At 71.9% G+C, this 14,573-nt stretch carries 9 protein-coding genes and 5 pseudogenes; 5 read left to right on the forward strand and 9 right to left on the reverse strand.

Translation table 11 applies throughout. The annotated features are described in order from the left end of the window. Positions 1–49 precede the first annotated feature (49 nt). The gene (locus UW392_RS38690) at positions 50–1,654 is read left to right on the forward strand and encodes an amidase family protein (RefSeq protein ID WP_414496977.1); all 1,605 of its coding nucleotides are present in this window, start codon (positions 50–52) and stop codon (positions 1,652–1,654) included. A 70-nt stretch (positions 1,655–1,724) separates the two neighbouring features. Here the strand turns inward: UW392_RS38690 and UW392_RS38695 are convergent, their stop codons facing one another. The 9 genes and pseudogenes from UW392_RS38695 to UW392_RS38735 form a co-directional block, all read right to left on the reverse strand. Next, positions 1,725–3,182: a DEAD/DEAH box helicase gene (locus tag UW392_RS38695; RefSeq protein ID WP_414496979.1), complete on the reverse strand. Its 1,458-nt coding sequence runs from the start codon at positions 3,180–3,182 to the stop codon at positions 1,725–1,727. 187 nt (positions 3,183–3,369) lie between these two features. Continuing rightward, on the reverse strand, positions 3,370–4,518 hold the full coding sequence (locus tag UW392_RS38700) for an ABC transporter ATP-binding protein (protein ID WP_320779928.1): 1,149 nt from the start codon (positions 4,516–4,518) through the stop codon (positions 3,370–3,372). Continuing rightward, positions 4,515–5,408: a molybdate ABC transporter permease subunit gene (modB, locus tag UW392_RS38705; RefSeq protein WP_320779929.1), complete on the reverse strand. Its 894-nt coding sequence runs from the start codon at positions 5,406–5,408 to the stop codon at positions 4,515–4,517. Before modB ends, UW392_RS38700 begins: the two co-directional genes overlap by 4 nt. Next, positions 5,405–6,244 carry a molybdate ABC transporter substrate-binding protein gene (gene modA, locus UW392_RS38710; RefSeq protein WP_320779930.1) on the reverse strand — a complete coding sequence of 280 codons (840 nt, stop codon included), beginning with the start codon at positions 6,242–6,244 and terminating at the stop codon, positions 5,405–5,407. The genes modB and modA overlap by 4 nt, the downstream gene beginning before the upstream one ends. 553 nt (positions 6,245–6,797) lie before the next feature. Further along, a pseudogene (locus UW392_RS38715) lies at positions 6,798–7,856 on the reverse strand (hypothetical protein). 523 nt (positions 7,857–8,379) lie between these two features. Beyond that, positions 8,380–8,637 carry a glycoside hydrolase family 95-like protein gene (locus UW392_RS38720; protein WP_320779931.1) on the reverse strand — a complete coding sequence of 86 codons (258 nt, stop codon included), beginning with the start codon at positions 8,635–8,637 and terminating at the stop codon, positions 8,380–8,382. 36 nt (positions 8,638–8,673) lie between these two features. After that, positions 8,674–8,892: pseudogene (locus tag UW392_RS38725) on the reverse strand (sugar ABC transporter substrate-binding protein); the annotation flags it as partial. A gap of 70 nt (positions 8,893–8,962) precedes the next feature. Further along, positions 8,963–9,040 (reverse strand): annotated as a pseudogene (locus UW392_RS67110) (hypothetical protein); the annotation flags it as partial. Positions 9,041–9,137: 97 nt separating this feature from the next. Then, a complete protein-coding gene (locus UW392_RS38735) occupies positions 9,138–11,471 on the reverse strand; it encodes a rhamnogalacturonan lyase (protein WP_320779932.1) in 2,334 nt (777 codons plus the stop codon). A 239-nt stretch (positions 11,472–11,710) separates the two neighbouring features. Between UW392_RS38735 and UW392_RS38740 the strand changes: the two genes are divergently transcribed. The 4 genes and pseudogenes from UW392_RS38740 to kdpA form a co-directional block, all read left to right on the forward strand. Beyond that, positions 11,711–12,391, forward strand: a complete 681-nt coding sequence (locus UW392_RS38740; protein ID WP_320779933.1) for a DUF899 family protein — start codon at positions 11,711–11,713, stop codon at positions 12,389–12,391. 502 nt (positions 12,392–12,893) lie between these two features. After that, a complete protein-coding gene (kdpF, locus tag UW392_RS38745; RefSeq protein WP_320779934.1) occupies positions 12,894–12,983 on the forward strand; it encodes a K(+)-transporting ATPase subunit F in 90 nt (29 codons plus the stop codon). Between the two features lie 7 nt (positions 12,984–12,990). Continuing rightward, a pseudogene (locus UW392_RS67115) lies at positions 12,991–13,461 on the forward strand (potassium-transporting ATPase subunit KdpA); the annotation flags it as partial. Between the two features lie 168 nt (positions 13,462–13,629). Next, positions 13,630–14,573, forward strand: a pseudogene (gene kdpA / locus UW392_RS67120) (potassium-transporting ATPase subunit KdpA); the annotation flags it as partial.

Consider the following 14,573-nt stretch of genomic DNA (forward strand, 5'->3'; position numbering starts at 1 on the left):
GTCTTGTATCGGGGTGTCACCCCGTAGTCGGCTGGTCCTCATGAAGAGCATGCGGAACTTGAGGGAGTGGAGCAGTGCCGCGCTGATCGCCGCCCTGGTCGCCGGCTCGGTCTGCGCGGGCGCACCGGTCTCCCAGGCGGTGGCGGAAGCCGCTGAACCGGGTGCGACCGGTGCGTCCTCAGCAGACCCGTCCCCGCGACCTGGCGTCGATCTCGACACGGTGACGATCCCGGAGCTGCAGGCGCGCATGTCGGACGGGTCACTGACCTCGACCGCACTGACCACCGCCTACCTGCGGCGGATCGCGGCCATCGATCCAAAGCTCGACGCGGTGCTCGGTACCGATCCGACGGCCCTGCGCCAGGCGGCCGCCAGCGACGCCAGGCGCCGGCGCGGTGACACCCGTGGTCCGCTCGACGGCATACCCGTGCTGATCAAGGACAACGTGCACACGCGCGGCCTGCTCACGACGGCCGGGTCGCTGGCACTGGCCGACAGCCCGCCGGACAGCGACGCCACCCTGGTGACCCGGTTACGGGACGCGGGGGCGGTGATCCTCGGCAAGACCAACATGTCGGAGTGGGCGGACTTCCGCTCCAGCAAGGTGACTTCGGGGTGGTCCGCGGTCGGCGGGCAGACCGACAATCCCCATGTACTGGACCGGAACCCGTGCGGGTCCTCCTCCGGATCGGCCGTCGCGGTCGCCGCGTCGTTGGCACAGGTGGCCATCGGTACGGAGACGGACGGCTCCATCGTGTGCCCGGCCGGGGTGAACGGGGTGGTCGGCCACAAGCCCAGCCGCGGCCTCGTCAGCGGAGCCGGAGTGGTCCCGATCTCCACCGAGCAGGACGTCGCGGGGCCCCTGGCGCGCAACGTGACCGACGCCGCACTCACTCTCAAGGTGATCGGCGACCGCGGCAGCAAGCGCATCGGCGGCGCCGTCGGCTCGCACTCCGGCTCCCTGCGTGGCAAACGCATCGGTCTGTGGCGGCTGCCCTCGCTCGGGCCGAGGACGGACGCCCTGATGACCCGTACGGTGAAGAAACTGCGTGCCGCGGGAGCCGAGGTCGTCGAGGTGACACTCCCGTACCAGGAGCGGATCGGCGAACTCGAGTACCCCGCGCTGCTCAGCGAGTTCCACCGGGACATCAACGCCTACCTCGCCACCCGAGAAGGACCACGAGACCTCGCCGAGCTGATCGAATTCAACCGCAGCCACCCGGCGGAGCGGACCTGCTTCGCCGACCAGGACGTGTTCGAGGAGGCCCTCGCCGCGCCTCCCACCACCGATCCGGAGTACCGGGCCGCACGAGCCGAACTGAACGAGCTCGCCCGGCGTTCGATAGACGAGACCATGGTCGCCCATCGGCTGGACGCCATCGCCTCGCCGGCGAACCCGCCCGCCTGGACGACCGACTGCGAGCGGGGCGACATCGACTTCGCCTCGTCCTCCACGCCCGCGGCCGTGGCCGGCTACCCGTCACTGGTGGTACCCGCCGGGTTCGTGGACGAGCTGCCCGTGGGCCTGTCCCTCATCGCCGGTGACCACGAGGACGCGGAGCTGCTGTCGCTGGGAGCCGCGGTGGAACGCCGCCTCCAGGCCTGGCGAGCACCGCGCTACCTGCCGTCGGTGGGGCCCGACACCGTGGGGTGAGCGGCCCGATCCCGGCGCCCGCACCGAGGCCGCTGATCCCCCCGTACCGGAACCGCGGCGGGGGCCGGGCTCAGCCGCCGCGCCGCACCCGGGCCGCCCTGCGGGCCTCCGCGAGCTTGCGGGCCTCGCTGCTCCTGCGGGAGGGCCTGCCACCGCCGGAGCCGCCCTTCGCGTCATTGGCGCTGTCCTTGGTACTGCCCAGGCCTCGGAACGGGGCGTTGTGGTTCTTGGGGCCCGGTACGGCCGGCCCACCGTCGAGGGGCTTCCCGGAGGGGGTCCTGGCGCCGGTGATCCGGCTCAGCTCCGCCTCACCCGACCGCACCTTGGTGACCTCGGGGGTGACATCGGCGTCCGCCATGACCTGGCTCGTCTCACGGCGCTGTCCCGACAGGACGAGTGTCACGACGGTGCCGGAGCGGCCGGCCCGCGCCGTGCGGCCCGCGCGGTGCAGGTAGTCCTTCGGGTCGGTGGCCGGGTCGACGTTGACCACGAGGTCGAGGTCGTCGACGTGCAGGCCGCGCGCGGCGACGTTCGTCGCCACCAGCGCGGTGATCTGCCCGTCCTTGAACCGGTCCAGGGTCCGGGTGCGCTGCGGCTGGGCCTTCCCGCTGTGCAGGGCGGCGGCGGCCACGCCGTTGGCCCGCAGGTGGCGCGTGAGCTGGTCGACGCCGTGCCTGGTGTCCAGGAACAGCAGGACGCGGCCGTCGCGGGCGGCGATCTCCGTGGTCACGGCGTACCGGTCCGGCCCGTGCACGACGAGGACGTGGTGCTCGATCGCGGAGACCGCGTTGGCCGAGGGGTCGACGGAGTGGACGGCGGGGTCGCGCAGATAGCCCTGCACCAACTGGTCGACGTCACGGTCGAGGGTGGCGGAGAACAGCATCCGCTGTCCTTCGGGACGCACCTGGTCCAGGAGCTCGGTGACCTGCGGCAGGAACCCCATGTCGCACATCTGGTCCGCCTCGTCCAGGACCGTGATGCGCACCCGTCCCAGCCGGCAGTCCCTGCGCTCGACGAGGTCGTGCAGCCGGCCGGGCGTGGCGACGACGATCTCGGCGCCGTCCCGCAGCGCGGCGGCCTGCCGCCCGACGGACACGCCGCCCACCACGGTCGCGAGCCGCAGCCGCAGCGCCTCGGCGTACGGGGTGAGCGCCTCACCGACCTGCTGCGCCAGTTCCCTGGTGGGCACCAGGACGAGCGCCAGCGGCTCCTTGGGCTGCGCGCGCCGCCCGGCCGTCCGGGCGAGCATCCCCAGGCCGAAGGCGAGCGTCTTGCCGGATCCCGTGCGGCCCCGGCCCAGGACGTCCCGTCCCGCGAGCGCGTTCGGCAGCGTCGCCGCCTGGACGGGGAAGGGCACCGTGACACCGTGCTCGTCGAGCGTGCGCAGGATCGCGGCGGGCAGCCCCAGCTCTGCGAAGGACGCCACCGCGGGCGGCGCCGAAGCGGCGTCCGACGCCTCGGACGCGTGGTTCTGCTGCCGGGCGTCGGCGTTCTGCTGCCGGGCATCGGCACGTGCTGATTCGCTCACGGGGAGCCTTCCTCCGAAGGGACCGTACCGAGGAAGGCGCGGCAGGGACGCGGCCACCGGTCAGGGACACCGGGCGAAGCACTGACACAACGACGCCGCAAACCCCCAACGTTAGCACGGGGTACGACCGCACTCCGCGCTTCATGCTCCGTACTGCTCACTCCGCACTCCACTCGGGAACGAGCACTCAGGCGGGGTAGGCGTGTGTCTGGGCCGCCTTGACGGTCGCCCACACCGTGGCGCCCGGGTGCAGGTCGAGTTCGGCGGCGGCCACCGTCGTCAGGTCGGCGGTGAGGCGCAGCCGGCCGGTGAGGTCGGCGCGGATCTGGTCGTTGTGGGTCTCCAGGCCGGTGACCTCGCACTGCCACAGGTTGCGGGCGCTGGAGGCGGTGGGGCGTTCGCGGTGCAGGGTCACGGCGCCCGGCGGGAAGGCGACGAAGACCGGGCCCGTGAGGTCCTCCGTGGTCGTGATCACCGGCCCGGGGCCGTCGGTGCCGGAGCCGTCGACGTGCACCGTGTGGCCGTCGGCCCGGCCCTGGTAGAGGTTGAGGCCGACCAGGTGGGCGATGTAGTCGGTGCGCGGGTGGCGGGCGACGTCGCCCGGGGTGCCCTCCTGGACGACGCGTCCGTGTTCGATCACGACGAGGTGGTCGGCCAGCACCATGGCGTCGAGGGGATCGTGCGTGACGAGGACGGCGACGGCCTCGAACTCGGCCAGGTGACGGCGGAGCTGGGCACGCACGTCGAGGCGGGTACGGGCGTCGAGGGCGGCCAGCGGCTCGTCGAGGAGGAGCAGGCGGGGGTGGGTGGCCAGGGCCCGGGCCAGGGCGACACGCTGGGCCTGGCCGCCGGAGAGCCTGCGGGGCTTGGCGCCGGCGTGGTCGGCGAGGCCCATGCGCTCCAGCCACCCGGCGGCCCGGGCCCGGGCCGCCGCCTTGCCGGCGCCCCGGCAGCGCGGTCCGAAGGCCACGTTGTCCAGGGCGGTCAGGTGCGGGAAGAGCAGGTAGTCCTGGAAGACGACGCCGACCGGGCGGGACTCGGGCGGCGTACGGTCCAGCTCCGCGCCGTCGAGCCGGAGCCGGCCGTCGGTGAGCGGGACGAGGCCGGCGAGCGCGCGCAGGGCGGTGGTCTTGCCGGCGCCGTTGGGGCCGAGCAGGGCGACCACGTCACCGGGCGCGGCCGTCAGCGCCACGTCGAGGCGGAAGGTGCCGCGGTCGACGACGAGGTGCGCGTCGAGGCCCGCGTCGGCGGTGTCGGGGGCGACGGGGGAGGGGGCGATGGGGGAGGGGGCGAGGGGATCGGGTGCGGTTCCCCCTGTCTTCTCGGAGTGGGTCATGAAGCGGTCATCCAACGGTCGCGCAGCCCGGCCAGCACCACGACGGACACGGTCAGCAGCACCAGGCTGAGGGCGATGGCCGCCTCGGGGTCGCTCTGCAGGGCGAGGTAGACGGCGAGCGGCATGGTCTGGGTTCGGCCCGGGAAGTTGCCCGCGAAGGTGATCGTCGCCCCGAACTCGCCGAGCGCCCGCGCCCAGGCGAGTACGGCGCCGGCCGCGATGCCCGGTGCGATCAGGGGCAGGGTGACCCGGCGGAAGGCGGTGAAGCGGGAGGCGCCCAGGGTGGTGGCGGCCTCCTCGTACCGGGGGTCGGCGGCCCGCAGGGTGCCCTCGACGCTGATCACCAGGAACGGCAGGGCGACGAACGCCTCGGCCACGACCACCCCGGCCGTGGTGAACGGCAGCGTGAACCCGAACCAGGAGTCCAGCCACTGCCCGACCACGCCGTTGCGCCCGAGCGCCATCAGCAGCGCCACGCCGCCCACCACCGGCGGCAGGACGAGGGGCAGGGTGACCAGGGCCCGGACGAAACCGCGGCCGGGGAACTCGATCCGGGCCAGCAGCCAGGCCAGCGGCACCCCGATCACCAGGCTGACGGCGGTGGCGGCCGTGGCGCAGAACAGGGACAGCTGGAGCGCCTGCCACACCTCGGCGCTGGTCAGCAGGTCCGGAAGGCTGTTCCAGGGGGTGCGGACCAGCATGGCGACGAGCGGCAGCACCAGGAACGCCAGCCCCACCAGCGCGGGCACGAGCAACGGCAGCGGCACGCCCCGGACGGCACTCTTCCGCTTCCGCTCGCGCCGTGCCCCGCCCGTCGGGGAGCTGCCCCTCCGGGTGCCGCCCTTCCGGGAGCCGGCCACGGCGTCGGGCTCGTCGTGCACAGGGGTCACGGCTTGAGGAACCCGGCCTCGTCGAGGACCTGCTGGCCCTCGGCGGACCGCACCAGCTCGATGAACGCCTCGGCCGCCTCGGCGTTGGGCGCGTCCTTGAGCAGGGCGATCGGGTAGTCGTTGACGGCGTCGGCGGACTCGGGGAACTCCACGCCCTCCACCTTCCCACCCGCCGCGACCACGTCGGTCCTGTAGACGACGGCCGCGTCGGCCTCCTTCAGCTCCACCTTCGTCAGGGCGCTCTTGACGTCCTGCTCGTAGGAGACCGGGGTGAGCTCCAGGCCGCCGGCCTCCAGCGCCTTCTGCGCGGCGGCGCCGCACGGCACCTCCTCGTCGCACAGCACGACCTTCAGGCCGGACTTGGTGAGGTCCTTCAGTGAGGCGATCCCGTCCGGATTGCCGGGCAGGGTGGCGATCTCCAGCTGGTTGCGGACGAAGGTGGCGGGCGTGCCGTCCACGTGGTCCGCGTCGGTGACGACCTCCATCGTCCTGGCGCTGGCGGCGGCGAACACGTCGGCCGGGGCGCCGCCGGTGACGCCCGCGGCGAGGGAGTCGCTGCCACCGAAGTTGAAGGTCACCTTCGTGCCCGGGTGCTGCTCCTCGAACTCCTCGCCCAGCGTCGTGAAGCTCTCCTTCAGCGAGGCCGCGGCGAACACGGTGACCGTGCCGGACAGTTCGGGGGAGGAGGACGTGGAGCCGGAGGAAGCCGGACCGGAGGCGGCGTCGGAGCCGGACGAGGAGTCGTCGGAGGAGCAGGCGCTCAGGGTCAGCAGTGCGGCGACTCCCGCGCCGGCCACCCGCAGGGTCCGGCGGGTCCGGCACGCGGAACGGGTCATCACGGTCTACTCCCTCCGCTTCTTGCGTACGCTCGCGAACCCGGCAAGGCAGCCGCGTCCCCGATCCGGTAGATGTGCACGCGCTGATGATACTGCTGCCAATACCTCCGCAGATACGAGGGGAAAGCTCACTGGTGCATCGCAGGAGCCGCATTATCCGCCTGCAAGCCTGGCAGGTGCGCTCGTGCGGGATGCCGGTCCTAGTGCGGTCCTCCAGGAGGTGGTAGCCCGTGAGCCGGTCGTCCGTCGCAGCCGTCGGCCCGGTGGCGGCACTCGCCCCCACCGGCGGCCCGTCCGGCCCGGCTGACGGTGCCCGGCCTGCTCGCCTGGCCCCAGCACCGGGCGCGGGTCGCCTTCACCTGCGCCACCAGCGGCATCGACGCCGTACGGGGCGACGGCGGTTACTCCGCCATGAACACATCCCGATGGGCCCGCCCCCGCGATCGGGGCCGGGCCCATCGGGACGCGGCGCCTGGACGACGGCCGGCGGTAAGCCGGTGCCGAGCGCTGTTCGGCGGCGGCGAAGGATCTGGTGGCGGCACCCCCTGCTCCGCTAGGACCGCGTCGCCCTCTCGCACCCGTCCCCGGAGGACTCGCCGCGCTCGACCGGCGCGCTGCGGTCGTACGGATCGACCACCGTGCCGGTCCCGTCCGCCGCGTCACCGTTGTCGAAGGGCGGGGTGAGGTAGCCCGTGGGGGCGCCGCAGCCGCCGTTGGTCATGTGGTATTTGTACGAGACGATCGAGAACGTGCCCGGCTCGGTGATCACCTCGTCGGGGTCGTCCCAGCTCAGGACCAGCTCGCGCCGGACGATCGTACGTACGATCTCGTCATCGCCGCCCGCGTCCGCGCGGGTGACCGGGTAGACGAAGGTGACGTCGGCGGTCACCTGGAGCGCACCGCGCTCGCCCTCCCGATAGGTGAGCCCGCCCCGGGTCTTCACGACGTCGCCGACCAGGCGGGCGTGGGAGGGCTCGAAGCGGCTGAAGAGGAGGAGCGGGTCGTTCCCCTCGCGTGGGTCACGGAAAGCGGTTCTGAGAAGCTCTTGGACGTCCTTCTGGTGCGGGCTGATCAGTGCGATCGCCTCCTCGGGGTGCTCGCCCCGCAGCACTCCGCGGTCCAGGCCGGACGCGACGAGGAAGTCCCGGCTGCGGACGAGGGCTTACTCGACCTCGGCCGCGCTCATCCAGCCGACCGCGCCGGCCTTCGGCACGGTGATCCCCGCCGCTCCGTCCGCCCAGCTCGCCGCCGGTGAGCCGCGGAACGGATCGTCCGCGGTGGGCCGTCGGGCCGCCTCCGCCGGGAGTGGGGAGCCGTCGCCGGCGAACAGGTCCACTGCCCGCCCCGGCGCGAGCGCCACCAGCAGCAGTACCAGCACGGCCAGCAGCCCGGCCACGTACCAGCCCGTGCGCCGCTTGGGCCGCGCGGGTGTGTAGCTGCGCCAGCCCTCCGGGGCGCGACCGGACTCCGCGCGCAGCCGCTTCGCCACCTCGCGGGCGCGCGCCGACGGTTCCCTGGGCGCGTCGGCGACACCCGCCACCGACTCGTGCAGGAACCGCTCCCACTCCTCATCGGACCTCGACGAACCGTCCGGCTCCGTACCCGCACCCATCCCGACCCCCTGGCAATCAATGGACGGCGGCCCACTCCCCTGTGAGACGCGTCCGCATGATGACACAGGGCACTGACAGTGGGACCGGCCGGGCGGACGGTGCGGGCGCGCCCCCTGGTGACCGCGCGCCCCTGTCTCGTACGGAACGAGGCCGGAGCCGACACGTCGGACCGGCGGCCGACTGACGTCGACGGTCGGCCGACCGCCACACCACGGACTCCGGTGGGCACGCCGGCGCGTCCCGTGGCTCGGAACGCGAGTTGGGGGAGCGGGCGCTCGAGTGGGATGCCCGCGGCCGAGGCCTCGGCCGCGTCGGGCCACTCTCCCCAGCGGGTGCCGGGAACGCCCTTCAAAAAACTGCCCACACTGCCTCCTCGTCGTCAGGATCGAGCATGACAGTCACAGCCTGCGCATCGTCCAAGTCATCGCCTGATACAGCCCGCTGCTCCTCGGGTACTTCCACGATCACCAGCGTGCCCCGGCTGCCGGGCCTGACCGCGTGCCGGGTGCCCGCCGCCACCCGTTACATCTCACCGGGACCCACCGTCACCTCAGTACGGTCCACGAGCAGCTTGAGCTCGCCGTCGAGCACGAGGAGCAGCTCGGTGGCGCCGTGCACCTCGTTCTCCACCGGTCGCTCGTCCATGCGCAGGACTTTCATCTGGGCGCGGCGCAGCGTGCCGCCGGTCCGGTCGAGGCCGACGGAGAGGCCGCCGCGGGCCGGCAGACCGGTGATCCGTCCCTCGGCGAGCTGAGGAGGCAGCGCGGGCAGCAGGTGCACCTCGTCGGCGTGGAATCGATGATGGTGGAGCCGTGGTCGGCCCGGCTCGAACGCCTTCCCCTCGGCCGCGGCCCGGGCGTAGAACAGCGCGTACTCGGCGTGGAGGTCGGCGGGCTGGGAGACGGTGGCGTCGATCCGTCCCGCGCGGATGGCCTCGAGCTCCTGCGGGATGCCGTCGTTGGAGATGATCGTGATGTGCTCCTCGTGCCCGGCCGGCTTCAGCAGCCCCTTCCGTTCGAGCAGGGCCAGGGGCGGTGCGCTCCGGGGTGAGCAGGTCGCCGAGGAGCTCGTAGGAGCGGGCCCCGTCCTCGGCCCTCGCCCAGAAGTTGATTATCCAGGCGAGGGACCAGCCGGTGCCCTCGTCGCCGCGCAGCTCCAGCGTCCGCAGCGCCGTCTCGAACAGTTCCGGCGTGCCGCGCCGGGTGAGACGTTTCCTCCAGTCATCCGATGACTACGGAACGAGAACTCAAGACGGGCCTCGGCTCAGGACCAGAACCGGCTCAGGACCGACCAGGCCGGAGCAGGCGGGGCAGCGGAACGGTGCGGAAGTCCGTGTCCGACGCGAGGTAGAAGCCCGGGTAGGCGGGCTGGTTGTAGACCGTCTGCTGGCGGGCGATCTCGGCGCGGTACTGCGGGTCGTGCATCAGGGTGTACAGCTTGTGGTGAGTGACCTCGGTGCTGACGTGGATCCGCAGCGCCCGGCTGTCCCGGGTCGGCAGCAGCAGTTCCTCCCGCCAGTCCCCGAAGACGTCGGCGACCAGCGACGGATTGCCCTTGGTGTGGTTGTTGGTGGTCGTGTCGGTGGCGGTGAGCAGGGTGCCGCGGCGCCAGTCCCGGACCGTCGGCGTCTCGTAGGTCTCGGTCGTGGCGCCGTGGACGATCTGCGTCGTCAGGTCCGCGGCCCACCGGATGCTCTGGTTGGTGCCGGGGGTCTCCTTGCCCAGCGCGGTCCCGCGGGCGGTGAACAGGCCCACCCGCTCACCGGCCGACGCGGGCATGCCGGCCCAGACCTCCAGGCCGGGCTGGTCCGGGTCGATGTCCCCGATCATGCCGCGACCGGTGTCCACGCCGGTGTGCGCGCCGAACAGCACGCGCCCGGTGGCCGCGTCCCGCAGGGAGTACCCGAGCGGCACCGAGCCACCGCCCTCGTGCACCGCGAAGATCTCCAGTCCGGGGCGGGCGGGATCGATGTCGGCGACGTGCATCGCGTCACCGTGCCCGAGGCGGACGGTCCTCCCGGCGGTGGCGGTGCCCTCGGGCATCGTCGCCGCGGAGCTGTGGAGCAGGCTGCCGTCGTCGTCGAGCGTGGCGGAACCGTAGACGATCTCCTGCCTGCCGTCACCGTCGACGTCCGCGGCGCTCAGCGAGTGGAAGCCCTGTCCGGCGAGGGTGCCGTGGGTACGGCTGGTGCCGTCCCGCTCCGGCGAGGTGTTGCGGAACGGATTGTCCATCGGGACGTACCCGCTGTCGGCCTCCCACTCCACCCGCAGGTGGCGGCCGTCCCAACGGTAGGCGGCCAGTGTGGACCGCGTGTAGTAGCCGCGGGCGAACACCGCCGACGGCCGGACGCCGTCGAGGTAGGCGACACCGGCGAGGAAGCGGTCGACGCGGTTCCCGGGTTCGATGCGGGAGCCGGCGTAGTCGCCCCACAGCAGCCCGTCGTCCTCACGCGGGAACGGGTAGTGAGTCGTCTCCAGTTCGGCGCCGGTGGCCCCGTCGAAGACCGTCAGGTACTCCGGCCCGTCCACGACGAAGCCCTCGAACTCGCGCAGCTTGTTCCGCTCGGCGCGCGAGGGCGCGTACACGTCGACGAAGTGGTCGGCCAGGTCCTCCGCGTGGGCGCGGCCGAGCGGGTACGGGTACGGGGCCCGGTCCGTGATGCCGAGGGCCTCCTCCAGCGTGGCGGGCCACTGCCCGGAGCGCACCTGCGGGTGGCTGCTCCAGCCGCGGAACACCTCCACCAGGTGGGCGTGGTAGTCCTCCGCGCTCATCCGGTAGTCGTCCCGGTGCGAGTAGCCGGCGCGTACGTCCTCGCGGGGCAGGGTGATGTGGCGGGTGTACTTCGGCCTGCCGTCGGCGCCGTAACGGGTGATCTTCGTCCCGGGCGCCGTCTTGAACATCATCTCGGAGCGGCCGTCGCCGTCGAAGTCGTACACGAGGAACTGTGTGTAGTGCGCGCCCGAGCGGACGTTGACGCCCAGGTCGATCCGGTGGCGCAGGGTGCCGTCCAGCTCGTAGGTGTCGATGTAGGTGTTGCCCGTGTAGCCGACCTGGGAGACGTCCTTGGAGTTCGACGGGTCCCACTTCACGACGTACTCGTACGCGCCGTCCCCGTCCACGTCGCCGACGCTCATGTCGTTGGCGCGGTAGGTGTAGGCCTGCCCGGCCGGGGTGACGCCGTCCGCGGGCTTGCGCAGGGGCAGTTCGTAGTAGTTCCCCTCCGTGGGGGAGACGGCGGGGCTCCGGTCCCGCTCGCGGCCCTGCGTGACCGCGGCCACCTGGTACTTCGCGCCCGCCACCGGGGAGGTGTCGACGAAGTTCGTGCTGTCGCGCACGGTCGCCAGGGGCCGGCCGTTGCGGTAGACGCGGAAGTCCGCGCCCTTCAGGCCGGTCTTCGTCGCGCCGGTGGCCTCCGTCGCGAGCAGGCGCCAGCTGAGGAAGACCCCCTCCTCGCTGCGCACGGCCACCAGCCCCCGGTCGAGGTGCTCGAGCTGCACGGCGCGCGCGGTGCCGCCGTGCGCCGACGCGGTGGCGGAACCCGCGCCCAGCAGGGACGCCGCCAGCAGCGAGACCATCGCGGCGACGCGCGCCGTCATGGTCGTACTTCGTCTCATCCTTCGTCCTCTCGACCGACTGGCCTGAATCGTTTCAGTAGGTGTCAGTCAGGGGACTGTAGTGAGCCGTTCCGCACAACGCCACACTCGTGCAACCAACAATTCCGCGCAGAATCACACCACTTGGAGGGCCCGGCTCCCTGGCGGGCCCGCGCGTACGAGCGGACAATGACGGCAACGCGGCAGCCATCACCGCATACCTGTCGTCGTAGTCGTAGTCGTCGTCGTAGGAGGCAGCGATGCGCCAGACCAATCTCACCGGGGAACCGGCCGACTACGCCAAGGCCCGCGAGGAACTGCGCGAGGCGGAGATCGAGCTGATGCGTCATCGTGAACGGGTCGCCGAGCTGCGTCGCCGGCTGCCGCTGGGCCCCGTCGTCGACGACTACGAGTTCGAGGAGGGCCCCGCGGACCTGGAAGCCGGCGACACCCCCGTACGCACCGTCCGGCTCGGCGAACTGTTCACCGGGCCCGACCGCGATCTGGTGGTCTACCACCTCATGTACGGCAAGCGGCAGACGCAGCCCTGCCCCATGTGCACGATGTGGATCGACGGGTTGGACGGCGTCGCCCGCCATGTCGCCCAGAACGCGGACCTCGTGATCGTCGCCGCTGCCGACCCGCCCGCCCTGCGCGCGCACGCCCGTGACCGGGGGTGGAGGAACCTGCGCCTGCTCAGCGCAGGGACGAGCACCTTCAAGTACGACCTGGGCAGTGAGGACGCCGAGGGAGAGCAGGACTCGACCGTGTCGGTGTTCACCCGGGACGGCGACGGTTCGGTGCGCCACTTCTACTCGGCGCACCCGAGGATGTCCGAGGACATCGGTCAGCGCGGCATCGACCTGCTCACCCCGGTCTGGCACATCCTCGACCTCACCCGCCGGGGCCGCGACGACTGGAACGCGGCGCTCGGTTACTAGGGCGTCAGAGACGACCTGGGGCTCGATGGCCATCGTCCGGTCCAGGAGGATGGTGCTGCGGTACGCGGGGCGTCCTGCTCGCGACCTCCGACGTGCTGAGCGGAGTGGTGTCCACGTCGCTCTGCGAAAGGGGCACGCGGCCGAGCACCCGGCTGTTGGCCGGCATCTCGGACGTGAGTGTGCCGGGGTGCGGATGCGTGTGCGCGGCGCATGCGGGGGCCTCGCACGGTACCCGCAGGTCAGGGGTGATCTGTAAGGGATGCGTCAAGGGACCGGGGGTGGCCGTACGGGACCCGTCAAGGGTGTGGGGTCGTCCATATGGGACCCGTCAACGCCCCTCGAAATCCGCCGGGCGTCGCTGTTTCCTCTAGGCGTCCGGATCCGACTGTTCACGGGATCCCCGCATCTGCCTCGGAGTGAAGATGGCCGATCTGGCCCATGTCGTCACCACGCTCGCGGTCTTCGCGCTGGTGGCCCTCGTCGCCAAGGGGGTGACGAAGCTGTGACCGCCGAGTACGTCGTCGGCCTGGTCGTGGCCGTCGCCCTGCTGGGGTGCCTCGTCCTCGCCCTGATCTTCCCGGAGAGGTTCTGAGCACCACATGAGCTCCGTCCTCGCCGGCGTGCTCCAGTTGCTCGCGCTGACAGCCGCGCTGGCGCTCGCCCACCTGCCCCTCGGCACCTACATGGCCAGGGTCTACTCCTCGCCCACGCACTGGCGTGTGGAGAAGTGGATCTACAAGGGCATCGGTGCCGACCCTGACACGCGGATGCGCTGGCCCGCGTACCTGCGTGGGGTCCTCGCCTTCTCCCTCGCCGGTGTCTTCCTCCTCTACCTGCTCCAGCGGCTGCAGGGCGTACTGCCCGGTTCGCCGGCCTTCGCCTCCCTCGACCCGGACCAGGCGTTCAACACCGCCGTGTCCTTCGTGACCAACACCAACTGGCAGTCGTACTACGGTGAGCAGGCCATGGGCCACGTCGTGCAGACCGCCGGGCTGGCCGTGCAGAACTTCGTCTCCGCGGCCGTCGGTATGGCCGTCGCCGTGGCCCTGGTGCGCGGCTTCGCGGTCTCCCGCGCCCGGCCGCGCTCCCAGGTGCTTCTGACGGATCTCCGCGGCGTCGCGACGCCTGGCCCTCCGCGCCGCACTCCCCCAGAGGGGGCACCCCCAGAGCACGCACCGAACGCCGCTCCTTCTCCCGCGGAGATCCGCCAGAAGCGCCCTAGCGGGGGGACACCCGTCCGCACCGGTGAACTGGGCAACTTCTGGACCGACCTGGTGCGCGGGGTCACCCGCATCCTGCTGCCGCTGGCGTTCGTCGCCGCGATCGTGCTGGCCGCCTGCGGGGTGATCCAGAACTTCTCCGGCATCCACGAGGTCGGCCAGTTCATGGGCGGCTCGCAGGAGTGGAACGGCGGTGCGGTCGCCTCGCAGGAGGCCATCAAGCAGCTGGGCACCAACGGTGGCGGTTACTTCAACGCCAATTCCGCCCACCCGTTGGAGAACCCGACACCGTTCACCAACCTCTTCGAGATCTTTCTGATCCTGTTGATCCCCTTCTCGCTCACCCGCACCTTCGGTGTCATGGTCGGCTCGGTGAAGCAGGGTCACGCCGTCCTCGCGGCCATGGTCGTCATCTGGCTCGGCTTCACCGCCCTGATGATGTGGGCCGAGTTCGCCCACCACGGTCCGGCACCGGAACTCGCGGGCGGATCGACGGAGGGCAAGGAGGTCCGCTTCGGGATCGGCGCCTCGTCGATCTTCGCGGTGGCGACCACCCTGACCTCCACGGGCGCGGTGAACTCCTTCCACTCCTCGTTCACCGGTCTCGGCGGCGGCATCACCATGCTCGGCATGATGCTGGGCGAGATCGCGCCCGGCGGCGTCGGCTCCGGCCTCTACGGCATGCTGGTCATGGCGGTCATCGCGGTGTTCATCGCCGGCCTGATGGTCGGCCGCACCCCCGAGTACCTGGGGCGGAAGATCGGCACCCGCGAGATCAAGTTCGCCGCCTGCTACATCCTGATCACCCCCGCGCTGGTCCTCACCCTCACCGCCGCGGCGGTGGCCCTGCCCACCCCGGGCGACTCCATGACCAACAGCGGGGCGCACGGCTTCTCCGAGATCCTGTACGCCTACACCTCCGCCGCCAACAACAACGGCTCGGCCTTCGCCGGACTCGACGC

This window comes from Streptomyces sp. CRN 30, from assembly GCF_034105845.1.